The sequence below is a fragment of the Ruminiclostridium herbifermentans genome, assembly GCF_005473905.2.
GTDB classification, from domain to species: Bacteria; Bacillota; Clostridia; order Acetivibrionales; family DSM-1351; genus Ruminiclostridium; species Ruminiclostridium herbifermentans.
Window position 1 is genome coordinate 2113879 of sequence record NZ_CP061336.1, and the last position, 24066, is coordinate 2137944.

Genomic DNA, 24066 nt, shown 5'->3' on the forward strand with positions numbered 1-24066 from the left:
TCAGTAGCTGTAGCAAAACAAGAAATAATATATCAATAATAAAAATCGCAAGAAATAGTACTCCCGAGCAATAGATATTTATTGCTCGGGAGTACTATTTAAACAGTTTAATCGGTATACAGATAATTTTGTTTTGCAAACTCCAGCGAAACAATGAAGCATGAATGTACTATATTTTACCCTGCAAGGTTCATAAGATATTTTGAACATTTCTAAACTTTTTGTGGTAGTTTTATTTTTCAGTAACCTTTGAAATATCCTCTTCAGTGATTATAATAGGATAATATTTCCGTTTTTTAACTCATCCAAAGCCTTTTGTCTGCACTGCCTTTCGAAAGCTTTCATATCTTTAACACAGCTGTCATAGGACACTTTTGCTGTTCATATCGGTGCCGAAAAGTCTCCTTAAATCTGTACTTCAAGTTCTGCAGCAGCTTCTGCAGACATATCCTTTGCATAAGTTTTGCCAGAATACTTTGCAAGCTACACCCGATAAGCAGCTTTTGCGTAGCCATTTGGTTCAACGGATTATTGTAAATTGCTGTCTTCTATGTTATATGTGGTAGGAATTAATTGTGTCTTGTTGACTACTGCTGCCTTTACCGAATTTGTAATGCCGATGAAAGTCAGAGTACAAATGACAATTGCTGAAATGGTCCCGACTGTCCTGTAAGTTCATTAATAGGCAATTCATCTTCAACAATTAGGATATTTGCCATGTTTCATCCTCCTGTTCATTTTTATTATAATACTATTTTCTATATAAAAATATCATATAGTTATTACAAAGTTGTAAAAACTATAAATATTCCAATATGAAAGAGAACTTTCAATATTACAGATTTTTATAGTTGGATTAATATGCCTCAAATTACCTATAGGATAAGAGTCTTTTATACCTACTATTATTCTTTTTTGGTCTTTAGTAATTGATTTATATATTATATAATAGTTAATATTATGTTCTAACGTTTATCAATGCTTTGATAATCAGTGTTTATAAAAGAGTAAAGATTTAGTAAATAATATAAATAATAATTTTGGAAAGCATGAGGTGCAAATGAGTTTTTTACCAATAAGTTTTGAGGATATGAATGAAAGAGGCTGGAAACAGCTTGATTTTTTGTATATAAGCGGTGATGCCTATGTGGATCATCCTAGCTTTGGACATGCTATTATAACCAGAGTACTTGAGAGTGAAGGTTTCAAGGTTGGAATAATTGCACAGCCCAACTGGAAGAACAGCGATGATTTCAAAAGGTTAGGACGTCCTAAATATGGAGTTCTTGTCTCTTCAGGTGTTATTGATTCTATGGTCAATCACTATACAGCAAGTAAAAAGAAAAGGTCGCAGGATTTGTATTCGCCGGGAGGAAAAGCGGGACTTAGACCTGATAGAGCTGTAATTGTTTATGCCAATAAAATTAAAGAAATATTTAAGGATACGCCAGTTATTATAGGAGGAATTGAGGCTAGCCTCAGGAGATTTGCACATTATGATTATTGGGATGACAAGGTAAGAAGATCAATTCTTGTTGACTCAAAAGCAGATTTATTGCTATATGGGATGGGCGAAAAATCAATTGTGGAGATAGCAAATCTTTTAAAGAAAGATATACCAATCACAAGTATAAGGAATGTCGCTGGAAGCGCATATATAGCAAGATATGATGAACTTCCGCTTGATATAAAAAATGCTATTGATTCCAAAGGCACAAAAAAAATTGCTGTACTTCCGTCTTATGATGAGGTTTTAAATGACAAGAAAGCATATGCAGAGGCATTTAAAATACAATATAATGAGCAGGACGCAATTAATGGAAAGATACTTGTACAACAGCATGGCGACAGGTATCTAGTTCAAAATACGCCTTCAATGCCTATGTCAGTAAGTGAATTGGACAGGGTTTATGCACTGCCCTACGAGAGAACATATCATCCTGTATATGAGAAGTATGGTGGAGTGCCAGCAATTACTGAGGTTGAATTTAGCATTACCAGTCAAAGAGGCTGCTACGGAGGATGTTCCTTCTGCGCTTTAAATTTTCATCAAGGAAGGGTTATTCAAAAGAGAAGTCAGGCTTCAATTATTAATGAGGCTAAAAAGCTTACGTGGCTTGAAGGCTTTAAAGGATATATACATGATGTAGGTGGTCCTACTGCTAATTTTAGAAATGTAGCATGCAAAAAGCAGATAAAGCATGGTGTATGTAAGGATAGACAGTGTTTGTACCCTGAACCCTGCAAGAATCTTATAGTTGACCATACTGAGTATTTAAGCTTGCTAAGAAAACTTAGAGAACTTCCTAATGTTAAGAAGGTCTTTGTTCGTTCGGGTATCAGATATGACTATTTGATGTATGACAAGGATGATACCTTCTTTAGAGAACTGTGTGAGCATCACGTCAGCGGTCAGCTTAAGGTTGCACCAGAACATGTGGTGGACAGAGTTTTAGACAAAATGGGAAAATCTAAGCGTCAGCTTTATGATAGATTTGTAAAGAAATTTTATGATATTAACAAAAGGATTAATAAAGAGCAGTATCTTGTTCCGTATTTAATGTCAAGCCACCCTGGAAGCGACTTGAATGCAGCTGTGGAGTTAGCAGTATATTTAAAAGAGAACCATATAATGCCTGAGCAGGTACAAGATTTTTATCCTACTCCAGGGACATTATCTACCTGCATGTTTTATACAGGCTATGATGCTAGAAATATGAAGAAGGTCTATGTTCCTAAGACTGTGAAAGAAAAAGCTATGCAGAGAGCTTTACTGCAATATAGGAAAAAGGAGAACTACCATATTGTTATTGAGGCCTTAAAAGAAGCTAATAGAGAGGATTTAATTGGATTTGGTCCGCATTGTCTTGTGAAGCCATTAAGAGGTATGGTAAAAGCAAATTCTGATTCTGAGAAATCTTCAAAAAAGCAGAATTACAATAAGAATGGCAACAAGAAAAAACAAGAAAAAGTAACTGCTGCTCACAAAAAAACAGCTCGAAACAGTACTTTGGAAAAGAAGAAAAAAAGCAGTTCAAAACTTAATAATAATGAAATGAATAAAAATGAGAAAAAAGTTAAAAAGGGCTATGATGACGCTAAGGTACAGAATAAGCAAAAGAGCACAAAGCAATTGACAAGAAAAAGGCGATAAATTAAAATGTATTAGTAAAAATTATCAAAAATTACTTAGGAATACTATTAAATTACTCAATTTTCGTTGCAATAATTATGCAATAAACATTGAAAAGTGTTAATATTGATAGACTTTTCATTTGAAAGGTGAGTTATATAAGTATTTCTTTGATACAGAAAGGAAAAATATATGTCTGCAAAAGTATTAAATGGAACAGAACTAGCTGGAAAAGTAAAAGAAAGATTAAAACAAGAGATTGAAGCATTAAAACAGAAAGGCATTAACTCAGGTCTTGCAGTTATCATAGTTGGTGATGATCCTGCTTCAAGGGTTTATGTAAATCATAAAAAAAATGACTGTGCTGAAATAGGAATTAAATCCTTTGAGTATGCATTACCTGCAACTACTACAGAAGAAGAATTGCTGAGTTTGATTGACACATTAAATAACGATCCTACTGTTAATGGAATACTGGTACAGTTGCCAATTCCGAAGCATATTAACGAGGATAAGATTATTGCAGCAATTAATCCATTAAAGGATGCTGACTGTTTTCATCCTGTAAATGTAGGAAATCTTATGATTGGCAAGCCTACATTTTTACCATGTACACCTGCTGGAGTTGTGGAACTATTAATGGCAAATGATATACCAATTGAAGGTAAAAATTGCGTAGTAGTGGGAAGAAGCAATATAGTGGGAAAACCACAGGCAATTTTATTATTAGCAAAGAATGCAACAGTTACAATATGTCATTCAAAAACTACTAATATTCAGGAAATATGTAAAAACGCTGATATATTAGTATGTGCAATAGGTAAAGCAGAGTTTATAAAGCCTGAATTTGTCAAGCCGGGCGCCGTTGTAATTGATGTTGGTGTATCAAGGGGTGCAGATGGCAAGCTGGTTGGAGATGTGCAGTTCCAAACTGTTTCAGAGATTGCTTCTGCTATTACAAAGGTTACAGGCGGAGTAGGGCCAATGACTAGGGCAATGCTAATGCAGAATACTGTAAAAGCAACTCTAATACAAAACAATATGTAATCAAGTTTGTCTATTAGCTTAACTATAGTTAGTTTACTTAAATTATGATTTTTATGAAAATGTCACAAAAAAGGTATGTTAAATTTGTGATAAACTTTTTAATTCTTGACATAAAAATCAAAAACGATTAAAATTAAATTGTCACGGCATTAAGTTGGTTGTATTGTATAATTAATCATTGAATTATTAAGCTTGTTTAGGCTATTTTATATATGCAGTTTGTAGTTTATTTTTACATCTCATATCGAATACTAGTACACCTTAGTTTGTATTAGTATAGCCCTAGTATGTATGCTTAGTTTTTGATTATAGGTATATTGTTACGATACAGAAAGTTCACTGTATTTTTTCCAACTTTAATTCCAGATACTTAATTATTAAAAAAATGAATTGTGAAATTTGAGCATTGAAAACTGAATAAGGAGGAGGTGTGCGACATAGAATTATTTCTTGGATTAACTATTGGAATAGTTATTGCAGTTATTGCTTCATTTATATTTTACAAAAGAGGATTTGAGGCTAGAAAGAAACAAGCTGAAGCCATTATCGGAAGTGCTGAGCAAGAAGCACAGAGGATTGTGGGTGAGGCGTTGAAGCAAGGGGAGAACAAAAAGAGAGAAACACTGCTTGAAGCTAAGGAAGAAATCCACAAGACTAGGATTGAAATTGATAGAGATATCAAGGAAAGAAGAAATGAATTCCTAAGGCAGGAAAGAAGATTGGTTCAGAAGGAAGAATCCCTTGACAAGAAAGTAGAAGCACTTGAGCAGAAAGAGGAAGCTCTGAACAAAAAGACAAAAGAGCTTGAACTAATGCAAGAACGCACAGAAGAACTTGTTAGAAAGCAAACAGAGGAACTGGAGAGAATATCTGGTTTGACTGTTGAAGATGCTAAGGAGTATTTACTAAGAAATGTTGAAAATGAAGTAAAGCACGAATCTGCTGCTCTTATCAAAGAGATTGAAATGAGTACTAAACAAGAGGCAGATAGAAGGGCCAAAGACATTTTGGCTACAGCTATTCAAAAATGCGCAGCTGATCATGTATCTGAAGCCACAGTTTCTGTTGTACCTTTGCCTAATGATGAGATGAAGGGAAGAATTATTGGTCGTGAAGGAAGAAATATTCGAACTTTGGAGACATTAACAGGAATTGATTTAATTATTGATGATACACCTGAAGCTGTTATTTTATCAGGATTTGACCCTATTCGCAGGGAAGTTGCAAGATTAACTCTTGAAAAATTAATTCTTGATGGACGAATTCATCCAGCTAGAATAGAAGAAATGGTTGAAAAGTCTAAGAAAGAAGTAGACAATACAATCCGAGAAGCCGGTGATAACGCCGCATTTGAAACAGGTGTACATGGTTTGCATCCTGAACTTATAAGACTGCTTGGTAAGTTAAAGTTTAGAACCAGTTATGGACAAAATGTACTTAACCATTCAATTGAAGTGTCTTATCTAGCAGGCGTTATGGCAGCTGAGTTAGGAGTCGATATCCCTCTGGCCAAAAGAGCGGGTTTGCTTCATGACATTGGTAAAGCAATTGACCATGAAGTTGAAGGTTCACATGTCACTATTGGTGCTGACATAGTTAAGAAGTACAAAGAAGGTGCAGATGTTATTAATGCAATCTTGTCTCATCATGGAGATGTTGAGGCTACAAACATTATTTCTGTGCTGGTTCAGGCCGCTGATTCAATTTCTGCTGCTAGACCTGGAGCTAGAAGAGAAACATTAGAGTCATATATCAAACGTTTAGAAAAACTCGAGGAAATTGCAAATTCCTTTGAGGGAGTTGATAAATGCTTTGCAATTCAAGCAGGAAGAGAAATTAGAATTATGGTTAAGCCTGAGATTGTAAATGATGCTGATATGGTTCTAAAGGCAAGAGAAATAACTAAGAAGATTGAAGATGAGCTTGAGTATCCTGGACAAATAAAGGTTACTATGCTTAGAGAAACTAGAACTATTGAATATGCTAAATAATTTATTTAAATAAACAAGAAAGCGTGTAAATCACGCTTTTTTGTTTATTTAAATATGTAATTACTTTTTATGGTATTATGTATTATAATACTATATGGAAAAATAATAATTATCAATATAGAAATAAACTATATCATTATACTAATTTGCATTTATATGGAGGAAATCAATTGAATATACTTTTTATAGGAGACGTATATGGAAATTCAGGAAGGAAAGCAGTAAAAGAATGTGTTCCAAAACTTAAAAAGGATCTCAAAATAGATTTTTGCATTGCTAACGGAGAAAACTGCGCTGCTGGCAGCGGCATAACATATATAATTGCCCAAGAGTTATATAAAGCTGGTGTGGATTGTATAACGATGGGAAATCATACTTGGTCAAAAAAGGAAATATTAAACTTTATTGATTCTGAGGATAAAATTGTAAGGCCCGCTAATTATCCTGCCAATGTGCCGGGCAGAGGCTACACCATTATAAAATCAAACGGAATGGAATTGGCTGTATTAAATCTAATGGGCAGAGTATACATGGATTCCATTGAATGTCCGTTTTTAACTGCCGATAGAATAATCCAAGAAATAAAATCTAAAACAAAAGTTGTTTTTGTAGATATGCACGCAGAAGCTACGTCTGAAAAGATAGCGCTTGCTTGGTATTTAGATGGTAGGGTATGTTGTCTTGCAGGTACACACACTCATGTACAGACGGCCGATGAGAGAATCTTGCCATTTGGTACAGGGCTAATATCAGATGTTGGGATGACTGGACCTTATGATGGAGTAATTGGTGTAGAAAAAGATTTAATTATTGAAAGATTCATAAATAGAATGCCTCAAAAATTTGAAGTGGCAAAAGGTAGAATTCAATTTAATGCTATTTATCTTGAGGTTGATGAAAAAACAGGAAAGTGTCTGAAAATAGAGAGAATATCTGAAATTATTGAAGATAATTAAAACTTATTTAACTCAGCTTTCCTAGTTGAAAATTACAAATATTCAAGCTTATCAATCGTAAAGCTGAGTAATTTAATGAAATAAGTTATTTTATTTCTTAACAAACTATTGGTAAGCTTAAGAGCAGTTTGGCTTTTTCATTCTAAAGTCGAGTTAAAAACTTTTTATTTGATATTGCTATCACACCAGAAATTACTAGGCTTTAAGCAGTGTTTTCAATTGTAAAGTTTAAGGTAATGAAAATGGCACATGCTTAAAGAATAAAAGCAATTTATTAAGGGGGCATTAGGTTATGTCATTTCTTTCAAGTGTTTTTTCGGAAGGCTCTGAAAATAGACAAATTAATGAAAATACTATTTTTAATAAGGTCGGAGATTTAGTATACTTGGAGTTTAAAAATCTGAAAAAATATGATAATATATTAACCCATTGCTTTACTACCAGACTTGGTGGTGTGAGTGAAGGTGAGTGTACTTCACTGAACTTAAGTTTTAATAGAAAGGACAATAAAGAAAACATTTTAAAGAACTATAGAATTATTGCAGATGCAATAGGTGTTGACTTTGATAAAATTGTTTTGTCCAATCAGGTACATGACAACAAAATAAGGGTAGTGCATTCAGCAGATGCAGGCAAGGGGCTAGTTGCTGAAAGTGACATAATTGGTTTCGATGGACTGTCTACAAATGAGACTGGAATTCCTTTAGTGACTTTTTACGCAGATTGTGTACCTGTATTAATGCTAGATCCTGTTAAGAAGGCTATAACTGCAGTTCATTCTGGATGGAAGAGCACTGTTAAAAATATTTCATACGAAGCCTTGATGCTAATGAAAGATACTTATGGAAGTAATTTTGAGGACATACAGGTTGCAATAGGCCCATCAATCTGTAAGGATTGCTTTGAAGTGGATTTTGATGTATATAATTGTTTTTTGCATAAATTTAATTGGTGTAAAAAGTATACCGATTTCAGAGCAGGAAAATATCATATTGATTTGCAGAGGATAATTAAGCAGGTTTTAGTTGAGGCAGGGGTACCAGAGAACAATGTTGTTATTAGTGATATCTGCACTAAATGCAATAATGATGTTTTTTTCTCGTATAGAGGTGACAACGGAAAAACAGGAAGCCTTGCTGCAATTATGATGTTAAAATAATGTTTTTTTAGCGTAAAATATTGATAAAATATTGATAAGGTAAGTACGGAGAGAAGGAATGAAAAAACAAGCAAAGATTATTACGTTTTTAGTTTTGATTAGTATACTGCTTAGTGCATGTTCTTTAAATAAAAAAGTTGAAATTGATAATGATAATGATGTTTATGAAGATAAATATGAAGTTATTGATAAGGGACCTGTAAAGGGCGGAACAGTTAAATTGTTTACAACTCCAATAGATACACTGAATCCTATCTTGACTAACAATATGTATGTACAGGATTTTCTTGGGCTAATATTTGAAGGCTTATATAAGCTTGACCATACAGGACAACCTGTTCCAGTCTTAGCTAAAAGTTCATTATTATCTGCAGATGGATTAACGTTGACAGTTTTTCTAAAAGATAATATTAAGTGGCATGATAAGATGTCATTTAAGCCTGAGGATGTTGTTTTTACAATAAATACAATAATGGATGCTAAGAATAACAGCATCTATTTGAAAAATGTGAAAAACATTGCGTCTGTTGATGTTGGGAATTCCAACTCAGTTATAATAAAGCTTAAGCACCCATATTCATTTATTAAAAATGAATTAGTTTTTCCTATTATTCCTGCGCATCACTTTCTTAATGAGAAGATTAGCGACAAAAACTCAGAAAAGAATCTATTGCCTATTGGGACAGGTCCTTACAGTTTTATTTCCTATGACCCCAAAACATCTATAAAACTAAGGCAAAATGAACAGTGGTGGTATTCTACTGGACTTAATGATAATGTTGATACAACGGCTGAAAAGGTTAATGCTAAAGAAAATTATTCTGTATTGCCGCCTTATATTTCTAAAGTGGAAATAAAGATATTTAAAAATTCTAGTACTGCATTTAATTCATTTCAAACTAGGGATATTGATGCTATACCTGCTAGTTACAGTGAATATAGAAAATATATAGGGCGAACAGATATTGTATTAAAGAGATTTGTTGGCAGGAATTATGAGTTTTTATCTTTAAATCTTCATAAGGGTCCGTTTGCTGATAAACGTGTTAGAAATGCAATTAATTTAATGATTAATAAAAAACAGCTAATAGATTCTTCAGCTATGGGTATTGCAGTGGCAGCTGAAATACCAGTAATGCCTAGTTCATGGGTATACCAACTGGTGGATTTTGAACATGATAATGATATAGAAAAAGCAACAGATTTGCTTGAACAAAGTGGATATGTATTTAATTCTGAGATTAACAAATATGTTAAGAAGACTACGAAACAACCATTGTCAATAAAGCTTATTGTTAATGATGATAACAATCTTAGGAATACAGTGGCTAAAGAAATTGCTTCTCAATTGAATAAAAATGGAATTAGTGTTGAGGTATCAAAAATTCCTTGGGAAAGTGTTCAAAAAACCATAAAGACAGGCAATTATGATATGGCACTAATGGGATATAGAATTTCATCTATTCCTGATTTGTCCTTTGCATATTCTACTGATGAAATTAACAGTGGATTGAATGTTGCAGGCTACAGCAATCCTAACGTGGATAATATTCTTAAAAGCATATTAATTGACAATAATATAGAATCTCAAAAAGCTAGCTATATCAATCTAATTAATGTAATATCAGAGGATAGACCGTATATAGGTTTATTCTTCCTAAATGAGAGTGTTATGTATAACAAGAGTGTTAGAGGGGCAATAAACCCTTATGTGTGGGATAAGTATAATAATATTTCGAAATGGTATAAACCCTAAGATAAATATGTTTTTCAAACATATTTATTTTAGAGTAGCAAAAATCCAAAGGCTTTTTGACGGTTTGAGTTGTGAAAACAAGGTGCTTTTTGAGCCACAAAAACCACAAGTGTTTTTTTTGCAGTGTTGCTGTTGTATAAACATATCTTTACGGTAGCAAAAGCCTTGGCTTTTTAAAGGTATAGGTGATTGTGTAATAGAGTTTATTTTGTTATTGTGTAGGCAAGTGGAATTGCACAAAAATGCAGTTAGACTTAGTTGTACAAAGGTCTGTACGATAGATAATTTATATTTTATGCCGAGAGTTGGCGTGGGAGGTTTTTATGATTTGGGCTATTATAGTTATTTTAGGATTTATTCTTGACAGAGCTTCAAAGGTGTGGGCAATTGATGCATTAGCAGACAAGCCAATAACTGTTATTGATAATTTTTTCTATTTTAGATATCTTGAAAATAAGGGTGCAGCCTTTAGTATATTACAAGGCAAAACAACATTTCTTATTATAATGACCTCACTGGTATCTCTAGCAGTACTTTTTGTTATTTTTAAATACAAAGATAAATTTTTACGAGTTACTTTATCGTTAATACTCAGTGGGGCATTGGGCAATTTGTATGATAGAATAGCTAAAGGAAGTGTTACAGATTTTATAGATTTCCATTTTGGCTCTTATGTATTTCCAACTTTCAATGTAGCAGACATGCTTGTTGTTGTGGGAACTATTTTCTTAGCAGTATATATTCTCTTTATTTATAAAGAGGACAAGCCAGTTGAGGAACAGAGTACGGAGACTATAGAAGAGAAATAATAGAAATACTGGAAGTATTTAATTGATAGAATTTTGGAGGGTTATAGTGAAAGAAATAATATTAGAATGTGATATAGATGATGCAAGAATAGATACTTGGCTTTCATCAAATATGGAGGACTATTCCAGAACCTATATACAAAGGCTTTGTCAGGATGGGAATGTAGCTGTAAACGGAGAAAAGGTAAAGCAGAATTTTAAGCTAAAAGCTGGAGATAATATAGTTGTTAATGTACCTGAGCCTGAAATGCTGAATATTTTAGCTGAGGATATACCATTAGACATTGTATATGAGGATGAACATATTATTGTAATTAATAAACCAAAGGGAATGGTTGTACATCCGGCAGTTGGCAATTATACAGGTACATTGGTTAATGCTCTGATGAAACACTGCGGAGATAGCTTGTCGGACATTAATGGAGTGATTAGACCAGGTATCGTTCATAGAATTGATAAAGATACTTCAGGACTTCTTGTAGTTGCAAAAAGCAATAAGGCACATGAAAAACTTTCGGAAGATTTGAAAACCCACGATATTCGAAGAGAGTATATTGCTTTGGCAGAAGGCATTATTTATGAAAACAATGGCAGAATTGATGCACCAATTGGCAGACACCCTGTAGATAGAAAAAAAATGAGTGTCAATCTGAAAAACGGCAGGGAAGCTATAACTCATTTTACAGTACGTGAGAGATTTTCTACTGCAACCTATTTGGAACTTAAGCTTGAAACAGGCAGAACGCATCAGATAAGAGTGCATTTATCCTATATAGATCACCCAATAATTGGGGATGCCGTATATGGCAGAAAGAAACAGCGATTTAAGACCCATGGTCAGGTTTTGCATGCGTTCAGATTACAATTTAAACATCCAATTACTGGTGAAGAAATGCAATTTGAAACGGATGTACCAGATTACTTTCAAAAGCTTGTAGAAGAATTAAGAAATTTGAAATAAATTTATAGACAACCTTAATTTGTTATGATATTATTACTTTTAGTAAAAACTAAGCTTCAATATATAAATATTGAGTTAAGTCAATAATGTATTTTTACCTTTAAATTTGTCCAGAGAGGCAATAAGGTGAGATTTTAAACAGACATTATTTTGTATAATCGTTTATACATCTATATGATTATATATGTGAGATTATATTTGTGATATGTTTAAGCTTCTTGCCTTTGGCAAGAAGCTTTTTTAACGTATAAATACATTTTTCTATATGAATACATAAGTTTAAAAAAATTAGGCAAATATCATAGGTAGAGGAAAGGAGATTTGATATGCAAATGACAGAAATAATGGATGAAAGTGCTATTTCAAGAGCAATAACAAGAATATCCCATGAAATTATCGAAAAGAACAAGGGTGTTGAAAACCTTGTTTTAATGGGTATTCAAAGAAGAGGTGTACCTCTTGCACGAAGAATTGCAGCAAAAATTAAAGAAGTAGAAAATACTGAAATTCCTGTAGGTATATTGGATATTACTCTCTACCGTGATGACTTGAGTTTGCTAAATGAACATCCGGTTATTAACGGCACAGAAATTAATTTTGATATTGCAAACAAAAAAGTAGTATTAGTTGATGATGTTATTTATACTGGAAGAACTGTTAGAGCTGCAATTGATGCACTTATGGATATTAACAGACCTCAGATGATACAGCTGGCTGTTATGATTGATAGAGGACACCGGGAACTGCCTATCAGAGCGGATTATGTAGGTAAAAATGTACCAACCTCTAGAAGTGAAATAGTTCATGTTAATGTGAAAGAGATTGATGGCGAAAATAGTGTTACTATTACAAACAAAGAATAGGAGTAATGGAGTATGAATTTGAAATCTAAGGATTTACTTGGACTTAGAGATATTTCAGCTGAGGAGATACAATATATATTGGAAACTGCCAAGACAATGAAGTATATTGTAACTTCAAACAATAAAAAAACTGCTCATCTACAAGGAAAATCAATTATAACTCTTTTTTATGAAAATAGTACTAGGACAAGGCTTTCCTTTGAACTTGCTTCAAAATATATGGGAGCAAGTGCTGCAAATATATCAGCATCAAGCAGCAGTGTTTCAAAAGGAGAAACTCTTATTGATACTGGAAATACAATTAATATGATGGGTTCGGATGTTGTTATTATTAGACACCCAATGTCAGGAGCACCACATCTTCTTGCTAAAAATATTAAAGCTTCTGTTATTAATGCAGGCGACGGAATGAATGAACATCCAACACAAGCTCTTCTAGATATGTTTACTATACTTGAGAAAAAGGGAACAATAAAAGGATTGAAAATTGCTATTATTGGAGACATCCTACATAGCAGAGTAGCTAGAAGTAATATATGGGGACTTACTAAGCTTGGAGCAGAGGTTAGCATATCAGGGCCGGCAACATTGATTCCAAGAGATATTGATAAATTGGGTGTTAAGGTATATAGCACAGTTCAGGAAGCAATTTTAGATGCTGATGTGGTTATGGGGCTTAGAATTCAGTTAGAGCGTCAGAAAAAAGGATTATTTCCTACAATAAGAGAGTATTCAAGATTCTTTGGCATTGATGACAAGAGACTGAAGCTTGCAAAAGAAGATGCTTTGGTTTTACATCCTGGACCTGTAAATAGAGGAGTAGAGCTTGCATCTTCAGTCATTGACGGAGAGCAGTCTTTTATAAATGAACAGGTTACAAATGGGGTTGCAATCAGAATGGCTCTACTATATCTTTTGACTAGGAGGGGCACAAATAATGAAGTTACTAATTAAAAATGGACGTATATTTGATGGAAAATCTGCAACTAGCAGAATTTCAGATATTCTTATAGAAGATGGAATTATAGTTGAAATAGAGAATGAAATAGAATCAACAGGCTGTGAAATTATTGATGCAAAGGAAATGTATGTTTTACCGGGACTTGTTGATGCACACTGTCATTTAAGAGAACCAGGTTTTGAGTATAAAGAAGATATAGAATCAGGAACTAGAAGTGCAGCGAAAGGCGGTTTTACTTCTATAGCATGTATGCCTAATACTAATCCTGTTTTAGATAATGAAGCAATGATAATGTATATTATAAATAAGGCAAAAACTGATGGAATTGTGAATGTATATCCTATTGGAGCAGTAACAAAAGGCTTAAAGGGTGAAGAACTCAGTGAAATAGGTGAAATAAAGTTTGCTGGAGCAGTTGCACTTTCTGATGACGGCAGACCTGTCAACAATTCAGCTTTAATGAAAAAGGCTATGCAATATGCATCTATGTTTGATATAACAATAATTTCGCATTGTGAAGACTTAGATCTTGTTGATGAGGGTCTTATGAATGAAGGCTACTATTCTTCAATACTTGGATTAAAAGGTAACCCTGCTCCTGCTGAAGAGGTAATGATAGCAAGAGACTTAATACTCGCAGAATATACAAAAGCAACTGTTCATATAGCACATGTGAGCACTGAACTTGGAGTAGATTTGATTAGAAATGCTAAAAGAAGAGGAGTTAATGTTACAGCAGAGACATGTCCACATTACTTTTCACTGACAGAGAAAGCTTGCGAAGGCTTTAATACTAACGCAAAAGTTAATCCACCTCTTAGAACTCAAAAAGATGTAGAGGCAATTATTGAAGGCTTAAAGGATGGCACTATTGATATAATTTCAACTGACCATGCTCCTCATCACATAGATGAAAAAAATGTTGAATTCAAGCTCGCAGCTAATGGTATGGTTGGTTTTGAAACAGCCTTTCCGTTAGCAATAACATATTTAGTAAAACCTGGGCATCTTACAGTTGAAGAACTAGTTAACAAAATGTGTGTAAATCCTTCAAAAATGCTGGGCTTAAATAAAGGAACAATAGAAATAGGTAAATCTGCAGACATTTTAATTTTTGACATAAATGAACAATATACTGTAGATACAAGTACATTTGAATCAAAAAGTAAAAATTCACCTTTTGATGGATTCAAACTCTATGGACAGCCGCAATATACAATTGTAAACGGAAATCCAATAGTTAGAGAAAAGGTACTTTTGTAATCATAGAATGTGTAGTCCCCGGTCATGGGCTGCTTATTATCACTTAATGCTCAAAATTAGTGGTGGTAGGCATCGGATAAAATGATATTGAGAAAACGGAGGAAGTTAAGATGTTTATTGACAGATTAATAGAAGGTATTCAAGAAAAGGATAATCCAACAGTAGTTGGCTTAGATCCAAAAATGGAATATATACCAGCGTTTATAAAGGACAAAACCTTCAAGGAATACGGTTTAAATTTGAAGGGCTGTGCAGAGGCAATTATTGAGTTTAACAAAATGATAATTGACGCAATATATGATTTGGTTCCTGCTGTAAAGCCTCAGCTGGCATATTATGAAATGTATGGTGTTGATGGTATTTATGCCTTTGATGAAACTTGCAAATATGCTAAGAGTAAAGGTTTAATAATTATAGCTGATGGCAAACGTAATGATATTGGTACCACTGCTGAAGCATATTCAAATGCATTCTTAGGAATAACAGAAATTGACAAGCAAATTAAACAAAAGGCATTTGATGTGGATGCACTAACAGTAAATCCATATTTAGGTGAGGATGGCATCAAACCTTTTATAAATGATTGTATAAATAATGAAAAAGGTATTTTTGTTCTTGTAAAGACTTCAAATAAATCTTCAGGTCAGCTTCAAGATCTTGTTACTCAAAATTGCAAAAGTATATATGAAATTATGGCTGAATATGTATATGAGTGGGGAAAGCCAGTTACGGGTAAATATGGGTATAGCAGTGTTGGTGCTGTTGTAGGTGCTACTTATCCCAATCAGGCAAAACTGCTTAGGTCAATAATGAAGAAAGCATATATATTAGTTCCTGGCTATGGAGCTCAGGGAGGTACAGCAAGAGATTGTGTAAATTCATTCCAAAAAGATAGGCTTGGGGCAATAGTAAATGCATCAAGAAGTGTAATGTGTGCATATAAATCCGATATTTGGAAAAATGAATATAATGAACAGAAATTTGCCGATGCTTCAAGAGCTGAAGTAATTAGAATGAAAAATGACCTTAATTCGGCATTAAATGAAGGTTTAAATCAAAAATAAGAGGTTTAGCTTAAGAAATAAATTAATATGGATATTATATTATGTAAAGTTATTTTCTTATTTATAAAAATATAATAGACAAATTAATTTTTTATAGATGAAACGGTTAAGGTGTAAAAAATATATATAGGGGTGGAATATGAAGGCTTTTTTATTACTGGAAGATGGAACAGTTTTTGAGGGAAATAGTTTTGGAATGGAAGGGGATGTAGTTGGAGAGGTTGTATTTAATACTGGTATGACAGGATATCAGGAAGTTCTTACAGACCCATCCTATTGTGGACAAATTGTATGTATGACTTATCCTTTAATAGGTAATTACGGTGTCAATTTAGATGATGTAGAATCTTTTAAACCTCAGGTTAAGGGCTTTATTGTAAGAGAACTTTGCCAAACGCCAAGCAATTGGAGGTCAATAGAAACTTTAAATGAATATCTTAAGAGAAATGAGATAATTGGCTTAGAGGGAATAGATACAAGGGAACTTACAATAATTTTAAGAGATAAAGGTACCATGAAGGGTACTATAGTTACAGCTGAAAATCTGACTGAAATTGAAGAAAAGCTGGAAAAGCTAAAGAAATATACTATAAGTAAACCAGTTCTGCAAGTGACTACACCTGAAGTAAAGCATTATTCAGGTGATGGTTATAGAATTGCTCTTTTGGACTATGGCTTGAAGAAGAACATAGTAAGGTCATTATTAAGCAGGAAATGTGATGTTACTATTTTCCCTGCTACATCTAATGCAGATGAGATATTGGCTATTAATCCAGATGGTATTATGCTTTCAAATGGACCTGGAGACCCTCAGGATTGCCAATTTCAAATAGAAACTATTAAAAATCTTATAGGTAAAAAGCCAATGTTTGGGATATGCTTAGGACATCAGCTGACAGCATTGGCAAATGGAGCAAAGACAGAAAAACTTAAGTATGGACATAGAGGTTGTAATCATCCTGTTAAAGATGTTGAAAAGGACATGACTTATATAACCTCACAAAATCACGGATACACAATTATTGAGTCTTCACTTAACAAAGAAATAATGAGTGTAAGTCATATTAATATGAATGATGGAACTATTGAAGGAATTAAATATAAAAACGCACCGTTGTTTACTGTACAGTTCCACCCAGAAGCATCTCCAGGACCAGGTGACACAGCATATCTATTTGATGAATTTATTTATATGATTGAACAATCAAAAAGCAAGTAACTCAGTATAGAATTTTTAACTTTAATAAAAATTTTTAGGGTGGAGGAATATTAAATGCCTAAACGTCAAGATATACACAAGGTACTGGTTATTGGATCAGGACCAATTATCATAGGACAAGCTGCAGAATTTGACTATGCCGGAACGCAAGCATGTCAAGCACTTAAAGAAGAAGGAATCGAAGTTGTATTAGTAAACAGTAATCCTGCAACAATAATGACTGATGCAAATATTGCAGATAAAGTATATATAGAGCCACTCAAGGCAGAAGTGGTTAAAAATATTATTATTGCTGAAAAACCTGACAGTATATTGCCAACTCTTGGAGGACAAACCGGACTAAACTTGGCAATGGAATTAGCTGAATCGGGTTTTTTGCAGGAACAGGGAGTTAAGCTTTTAGGTACTGCAACTGAAGCTATTAAAATGGCTGAGGACAGACAGGATTTCAAGGATACCATGGAAAGAATAGGTGAGCCTTGTATTGCAAGTAAAGTGGTAACAACTATTGAGGATGCAATTGCATTTGCCAATGAAATACAATATCCTGTTATTGTTAGACCTGCATATACACTAGGAGGAACAGGCGGCGGTATAGTAAATAACGAAAGTGAACTTAGAGAAATTGGTGAGAATGGACTGAGACTAAGCCGTGTTCATCAGGTTCTTATAGAAAAATGTATTGCCGGCTGGAAAGAAATTGAATATGAAGTAATGAGGGATAGTAAGGGTAATGTTATTACTGTATGTAACATGGAAAATATAGACCCTGTAGGAGTACATACGGGAGACAGTATAGTTGTTGCACCATCTCAGACCTTGGCTGATAAAGAATATCAAATGCTTAGAACCTCGGCACTAAAAATTATATCTGCTTTAGGGATACAGGGAGGATGTAATGTACAGTTTGCTCTTCACCCTACAAGCTATGAATATGCAGTTATTGAGGTTAACCCTAGAGTTAGCAGATCCTCTGCATTAGCATCAAAGGCAACAGGCTATCCAATTGCAAAGGTTGCTTCAAAGATTGCTATTGGATATGGTCTAGATGAAATTAAAAATGCTGTTACAGGTAAAACATATGCTTGCTTTGAGCCTACTTTGGACTATGTAGTAGTTAAAATACCAAAATGGCCATTTGATAAATTTGTTAAAGCGCAGAGAACTCTTGGCACACAAATGAAAGCAACTGGTGAAGTAATGGCTATAAGCAGTTCCTTTGAGGCTGCCTTAATGAAAGCTATTCGCTCACTTGAATTAGGATTATTTACATTAGAGCAGGATATATACAAGCAGCTTGATGGTAATGAGATTGTGAAAAAGCTTGAGGATGTTAATGATGAAAGAATTTTTGTCATTGCAGAAGCTATACGCCGTTCAGTTGAACTTGATGAAATTCATAATATAACTAAAATTGATTACTTCTTCCTTTGCAAGATAAAAGAACTTGTGCTTATGGAAGAAAAACTTAAATCACTTAAAATTGATCAGCTGGACAAAGCTGTATTAAGAAGAGCAAAGAAAATGGGCTTTACAGATAGCATAATTGCTAAATTCACTAATTCAACAAAAGAAGAAATTACTGAATTAAGAAAGAAAGAAGGAATTGTTGCAACCTACAAAATGGTTGATACCTGTGCAGCTGAGTTCGAAGCTCAAACCCCATACTACTATTCAACTTATGATAATTATTCTGAGGTTAAACCTTCAAATAGAGAAAAGATATTAGTTTTGGGCTCAGGTCCAATAAGAATTGGTCAGGGTATTGAATTTGATTATTGTTCAGTTCATTCTGTATGGGCCTTAAAGGATATGGGATACGAGACTATAATAGCAAATAACAACCCTGAGACAGTAAGTACAGATTTTGATACATCAGACAGGCTTTACTTTGAACCACTTACTCCTGAGGATGTAATTAATATTGTTGAAGCAGAGAACCCAAAGGGTGCTATTGTACAATTTGGAGGTCAAACTGCAATTAAGTTGACAAAAACTCTTGATGATTATGGAGTTAAATTGTTTGGTACAGAAGCAAAAAGTGTTGATGCTGCTGAGGATAGAGAAAAATTTGATGAGATACTTGAAAAAACTGGCATTCCAAGACCACAGGGAAGAACAATATTTACACTTGAGGAAGCATTAGCTGCTGCAAATGAGTTAGGATATCCTGTGCTTGTAAGGCCATCCTATGTACTTGGCGGTCAGGGAATGGAAATAGCCTTCAGTGACAAAGATGTTATTGAGTTTATGGAAATAATTAATAGAACTGTTCAAGAGCATCCTATATTGATAGATAAGTATATGATGGGTAAGGAAATTGAAGTTGATGCTATTTGTGACGGTGAAAATATGCTTATTCCTGGCATTATGGAGCATCTTGAAAGAGCTGGAGTTCACTCTGGTGACAGTATTTCCGTTTATCCTTCACAGACAATTAGTGAAAAAACTAAAGCTATTATCGTTGATTATACAGAAAGATTGGCTAAAGCACTCAATGTAGTAGGTTTGGTTAATATTCAATATGTTTTATATAATGATGAGGTTTATGTAATAGAGGTTAACCCAAGATCAAGTCGTACAGTTCCGTATATAAGCAAGGTTACAGGTATACCTATGGTAGATTTAGCCACTAAAGTTATGATGGGTAAAAAACTCAGTGACTTTAAATATGGTACAGGTTTGTATAAAGAACCAAATTATGTTTCTGTTAAAGTTCCTGTATTCTCATTTGAAAAGCTTCATGGTGTTGATACCACATTAGGTCCTGAAATGAAGTCTACAGGAGAGGTTTTAGGTATAGCAGACAATTTCCCAGAAGCTCTTTATAAAGGAATAATTGCTTCAGGTATAAAATTGCCTCAAAAGGGTGATGGAATATTAATGACAGTAAGAGATACTGATAAGCCTGAGTTAGCAGAGATTGCAGAAGGCTTTGAAAAGCTTGGCTTCACACTATATGGTACAGGAAAGACTGCAAATATGTTAAATCACAAAGGTATTGCTACTAATGCAGTTAAAAAGCTTGATGAAGGCTCACCAAATATTTTGGATTTGATTCAATCAGGTAAAATAGGTTTAATAATCAATACTCCTACAAAGGGTAGAAAGCCTGATAGAGATGGCTTCAAGATAAGAAGAAAGGCAGTTGAAATGTCAATACCATGCTTAACTTCACTTGATACAGCAAATGCAATATTAAAGTGCTTGAAGCTGGGTAAAACTTTGGGAGAACTAGATGTGTTGAACTTGAGTATTTTTGAGTAACAGCTTGAAAAAGCTAGTTTATACAAACATTGTGCTATTTCGAATATCAAAAGCCACAAGTTTTTTACCAGTGTGGTAGTTGTGTAAACAAGAAACATTAGTATATCTATTGTAAACTGTTTAAATAGTACTCACGTGCAATATATATCTATTGCTTACACGAATTGATGCTGAAATAGTTATGGTTAATAACAAGCACTTCTGCCGAATTTTTTACAAAGACATCCTGTCTTGGGGGCAATGCTCGCAGCCACTAACTTCTGATGTGTAGGGTGCAATACTTGTTCTTCACCTAATATTTCTAGCATCAATTTCTAACTAAATTTCGCAAGTAGATATATATTACTGCTTAGTACTTTTTCATGCAATAATGCATCGGTATGCAGAAAGTGTTGTTTTGTATTAGCTACGTTAAAATTAGTTTGGGTGATTTGTACTAACATAGTGCATTTTCAAGCCACAAAATGCAAGTGCTTTGCCAGTGTTAGTGGAGAATTATAAAAGAGGAGGCGGAGGATAATAATGTCCAAAGTTTTAAAGGAACAAATTGATAATATGGAAATGCTTTGTCAGGACGTATTTAAAATGACTATTAAGTCTGAGTATGTTGCTGCAAATGCATTGCCCGGGCAATTTGTTAATGTTAAATGCGGTGGAATAGATGCTTTGCTAAGAAGACCTATAAGCATTTGTGATGTTGATAAAGCCAAAAACACCTTTGATATTGTGTTTCAAATAAAAGGCAACGGCACAGAAAAGCTATGTCACAAATGTGCAGGCGATGTTGACATAATGGCCCCTTTAGGGAATCCATTTTTGATAGATGACAAATATAAAAATATCTGTGTTGTTGGTGGTGGAATAGGAACTTTTCCTCTGCTATATTTACTCAAGAGCAGTAAAGCAGAAAACAAGACAGCTCTGCTGGGCTTTAGAACTAAAGCTGCTGTTGTGCTGGAAAACCAGTTTAGGGCCGCAGCACAAAATGTGGAAATAGCTACTGATGATGGAACATATGGGAGCAAGGCTTTTGTGACTGACTTGCTGGAGCAAAGGATACTTGAACTTAGCAAGCTGGGACAAAAGCTGGATTTGATTTATACTTGCGGCCCTACGCCCATGATGCGCAAGGTAGCAGCTATAGCAGAAAAAAATAATATAGCATGCCAAGTGTCGATGGAACAGAGAATGGGCTGCGGTATTGGTGCTTGTCTGGTATGTGCTTGCAAAACAAAGCAAGGAGAAGATGAGTGGGGCTTTAGTCATGTTTGTAAAGACGGCCCAGTATTTTGGAGCACAGATGTCTGCTGGGAATAATGGTTACTATTTTGCAAATAAAAAGCAGCATTTGTACAGAACATGCTTTCATATTTTCTAGTTGAAAATTATTTGACTTTATATTTTTATTTAATATTAAAATATAAAGTTAGCTTATATAAATATTGACCTTTGCTTTAGGAGGCAAAATTAATTATGAATAAAGTAGATTTAAGTGTAAAAATTGCCGGAATAGATTTTAAAAATCCGCTTATTATGGCATCAGGCACTTATGGCTTTGGAAAAGAATACAGTGAATATGTTGACTTGAATGAACTTGGTGGTATATCTGTTAAAGGACTTACATTAAAGGAAAGAAAGGGCAATCCTCCGCCAAGAATAGCAGAAACTCCTGCTGGTATATTAAATAGTGTTGGATTACAGAATCCAGGTGTTGATGCATTTATCAAGGATGACTTACCGTTTCTGAAACAATATAAAACAAAAATAATTGCAAACATAGCAGGTAATACAATAGAAGAATATTGTGAAATGGCTGAAATTCTTGGGTCTTCAGAAATTGATGCAATTGAACTTAATGTTTCTTGTCCAAATGTAAAAGCAGGATGTCTGGCTTTTGGAACTACGCCAAAGGGGATAGAGGAGATAACCTCAAATGTAAAAAAATATTGTAAGCAGCCATTAATAGTAAAGCTAACGCCAAATGTATCTGATATCAAGTCAATAGCAATGGCAGCTGAAGCAGCTGGGGCGGATTGTATTTCATTAATAAATACAATACTAGGTTTGGCTATTGATATACACAAAAAAAGACCTATTTTGGCAAATAATTTTGGAGGTATGTCAGGTCCAGCAGTAAAGCCAATAGCATTAAGAATGGTTTATGAGGCTGCTCAAGCAGTTAAAATACCTGTTATTGGTATGGGAGGTATTTCCACCAGCGATGATGCAATTGAATTTTTATTGGCAGGTGCATCGGCTGTAATGGTAGGAACTGCTAATTTTGTTAATCCGTTATGTCCAATTGAAATTAAAGAAGGAATCGAACAATACTTAAAGAGGTATAACTATAATAGTATATATGATATCATTGGAAAACTAGAGCTTAATTAATTATAATAAAAAGGTTGACTGCTAATTTACATTTATAGGAATATAAAAAAGTCAGCCATTTTTATTTTATTTGAAGAAGGCTTTTAAGTTGCTGGACATATTTTTGATTAGGCTTATGCTTTTACACTAACTTAAGATATATAATTTATACATTAGTTTTTAAAGGCAAAAGTACTTCTTGAGTTATACCATTTGTAAGTGCTACATATGTTATTGCATAATAATATAAATTTTAATAATAATAATTTAACATGATAAGTAAACATTTGCTATCAGATTTGATATAATTAATAAACATAGAATATATGTCGCTTTGGAGGTAACATGAAGACAAGGCTAATATTTGTACGACATGCAGAAGCAGAAGGTAATTTACAAAGAGTATTTCATGGATGGTATGATAGTAAGATTACTGAAAAAGGCCATAAACAGGCTAAGAAAGTAGCTGAAAGATTGGCAGATATTCCTATTGATATTATATATTCAAGCAGTTTGACTCGTACATTACAGACAGCTCAGTATATTGCAGATATAAAGCAGCTACCCATAATTCGAACCGATAAGATGAAGGAAATAAATGGTGGAGACTGGGAAAATATATCATTTGATGATATTCCTAAATTATATCCAAAAGAGAACTATACATGGGAAAATGAACCCCATCTTCATCAGATGCCAAATGGTGAGAGTACTGTTGAATTATATGAGAGACTTATAAAAGAAGTGAAAAGTATTATCTCAAATAATTTGGGTAAGAATATTTGCATTGTAACGCATGGTGGAGCGATACGTACAATGCTTTGCAAATTTTACGGATGTACACTTGAACATATGAAAAATATATATTGGCATGATAATACATCTGTTACAGTAGTTGATTATGATAATGAAAAAGATGAATTTGAAGTATTGATGGAAGGTGATGCTGATCATCTTGATTTTGAGTTGAGTACAGTTCAGAATCAACAGTGGTGGCAGGAGTTTATGGAAAAGAAAAGAAAGCAAAAGAAGCTTAGTGATTTTTAATATAATACGAAAAATTCATCTGGAAAGTTAGTAAATAATAGTATTTGTGGATTAAGAGGATTACATTGTGAAAACATAATAAAAGTAAATATATTAAAAGAAATCATATTAAAGAAACTATATTAAAAGAAACCATATTAAAATAAGTAATGTTTCAATAAAGAATACCATAATAATAATTTACATTTAGGAGGAGAAAA

17 protein-coding genes are annotated in these 24066 nt (G+C 33.7%); all 17 read left to right on the forward strand.

Annotated features, from left to right (window positions below; genetic code table 11):
- The first annotated feature begins 1060 nt into the window (after positions 1 to 1060).
- The 17 genes from EHE19_RS08795 (at position 1061) to EHE19_RS08875 (ending at position 23866) form a co-directional block, all read left to right on the forward strand.
- Positions 1061 to 3154, forward strand: a complete 2094-nt coding sequence (locus EHE19_RS08795; RefSeq protein WP_137696293.1) for a YgiQ family radical SAM protein — start codon at positions 1061 to 1063, stop codon at positions 3152 to 3154.
- 171 nt (positions 3155 to 3325) lie between these two features.
- Positions 3326 to 4180: a bifunctional methylenetetrahydrofolate dehydrogenase/methenyltetrahydrofolate cyclohydrolase FolD gene (folD, locus tag EHE19_RS08800; RefSeq protein ID WP_137696292.1), complete on the forward strand. Its 855-nt coding sequence runs from the start codon at positions 3326 to 3328 to the stop codon at positions 4178 to 4180.
- A 428-nt stretch (positions 4181 to 4608) separates the two neighbouring features.
- Positions 4609 to 6171 carry a ribonuclease Y gene (rny, locus tag EHE19_RS08805; RefSeq protein ID WP_137696291.1) on the forward strand — a complete coding sequence of 521 codons (1563 nt, stop codon included), beginning with the start codon at positions 4609 to 4611 and terminating at the stop codon, positions 6169 to 6171.
- Between the two features lie 170 nt (positions 6172 to 6341).
- Positions 6342 to 7127 carry a TIGR00282 family metallophosphoesterase gene (locus tag EHE19_RS08810; protein WP_137696290.1) on the forward strand — a complete coding sequence of 262 codons (786 nt, stop codon included), beginning with the start codon at positions 6342 to 6344 and terminating at the stop codon, positions 7125 to 7127.
- Positions 7128 to 7419: 292 nt separating this feature from the next.
- Positions 7420 to 8286 (forward strand): peptidoglycan editing factor PgeF, encoded by an 867-nt coding sequence (pgeF, locus tag EHE19_RS08815; RefSeq protein WP_137696289.1) that lies wholly within the window; start codon positions 7420 to 7422, stop codon positions 8284 to 8286.
- 58 nt (positions 8287 to 8344) lie between these two features.
- A complete protein-coding gene (locus tag EHE19_RS08820) occupies positions 8345 to 10042 on the forward strand; it encodes a peptide ABC transporter substrate-binding protein (RefSeq protein WP_137696288.1) in 1698 nt (565 codons plus the stop codon).
- Between the two features lie 323 nt (positions 10043 to 10365).
- On the forward strand, positions 10366 to 10851 hold the full coding sequence (lspA, locus tag EHE19_RS08825) for a signal peptidase II (RefSeq protein ID WP_137696287.1): 486 nt from the start codon (positions 10366 to 10368) through the stop codon (positions 10849 to 10851).
- A 46-nt stretch (positions 10852 to 10897) separates the two neighbouring features.
- Positions 10898 to 11812 (forward strand): RluA family pseudouridine synthase, encoded by a 915-nt coding sequence (locus EHE19_RS08830; RefSeq protein ID WP_137696286.1) that lies wholly within the window; start codon positions 10898 to 10900, stop codon positions 11810 to 11812.
- Positions 11813 to 12138: 326 nt separating this feature from the next.
- Positions 12139 to 12675, forward strand: coding sequence for a bifunctional pyr operon transcriptional regulator/uracil phosphoribosyltransferase PyrR (pyrR, locus tag EHE19_RS08835; RefSeq protein WP_137696285.1), 537 nt, complete (start codon positions 12139 to 12141; stop codon positions 12673 to 12675).
- Between the two features lie 12 nt (positions 12676 to 12687).
- The gene (locus EHE19_RS08840) at positions 12688 to 13629 is read left to right on the forward strand and encodes an aspartate carbamoyltransferase catalytic subunit (RefSeq protein WP_137696284.1); all 942 of its coding nucleotides are present in this window, start codon (positions 12688 to 12690) and stop codon (positions 13627 to 13629) included.
- The gene (locus tag EHE19_RS08845) at positions 13613 to 14899 is read left to right on the forward strand and encodes a dihydroorotase (RefSeq protein WP_137696283.1); all 1287 of its coding nucleotides are present in this window, start codon (positions 13613 to 13615) and stop codon (positions 14897 to 14899) included. The genes EHE19_RS08840 and EHE19_RS08845 overlap by 17 nt, the downstream gene beginning before the upstream one ends.
- 110 nt (positions 14900 to 15009) lie before the next feature.
- Positions 15010 to 15963, forward strand: a complete 954-nt coding sequence (pyrF, locus tag EHE19_RS08850) for an orotidine-5'-phosphate decarboxylase (protein ID WP_137696282.1) — start codon at positions 15010 to 15012, stop codon at positions 15961 to 15963.
- Positions 15964 to 16102: 139 nt separating this feature from the next.
- Entirely contained in the window at positions 16103 to 17182 is a 1080-nt protein-coding gene (locus EHE19_RS08855) for a carbamoyl phosphate synthase small subunit (RefSeq protein ID WP_137696281.1), read from the forward strand.
- 54 nt (positions 17183 to 17236) lie between these two features.
- Complete coding sequence (carB, locus tag EHE19_RS08860; RefSeq protein WP_137696280.1) at positions 17237 to 20449, forward strand: carbamoyl-phosphate synthase large subunit; 3213 nt, start codon at positions 17237 to 17239, stop codon at positions 20447 to 20449.
- A gap of 522 nt (positions 20450 to 20971) precedes the next feature.
- Entirely contained in the window at positions 20972 to 21766 is a 795-nt protein-coding gene (locus tag EHE19_RS08865; protein WP_137696279.1) for a dihydroorotate dehydrogenase electron transfer subunit, read from the forward strand.
- A gap of 153 nt (positions 21767 to 21919) precedes the next feature.
- Complete coding sequence (locus EHE19_RS08870) at positions 21920 to 22840, forward strand: dihydroorotate dehydrogenase (RefSeq protein WP_137696278.1); 921 nt, start codon at positions 21920 to 21922, stop codon at positions 22838 to 22840.
- Positions 22841 to 23164: 324 nt separating this feature from the next.
- Positions 23165 to 23866, forward strand: coding sequence for a histidine phosphatase family protein (locus EHE19_RS08875; protein WP_137696277.1), 702 nt, complete (start codon positions 23165 to 23167; stop codon positions 23864 to 23866).
- Positions 23867 to 24066 lie beyond the last annotated feature (200 nt).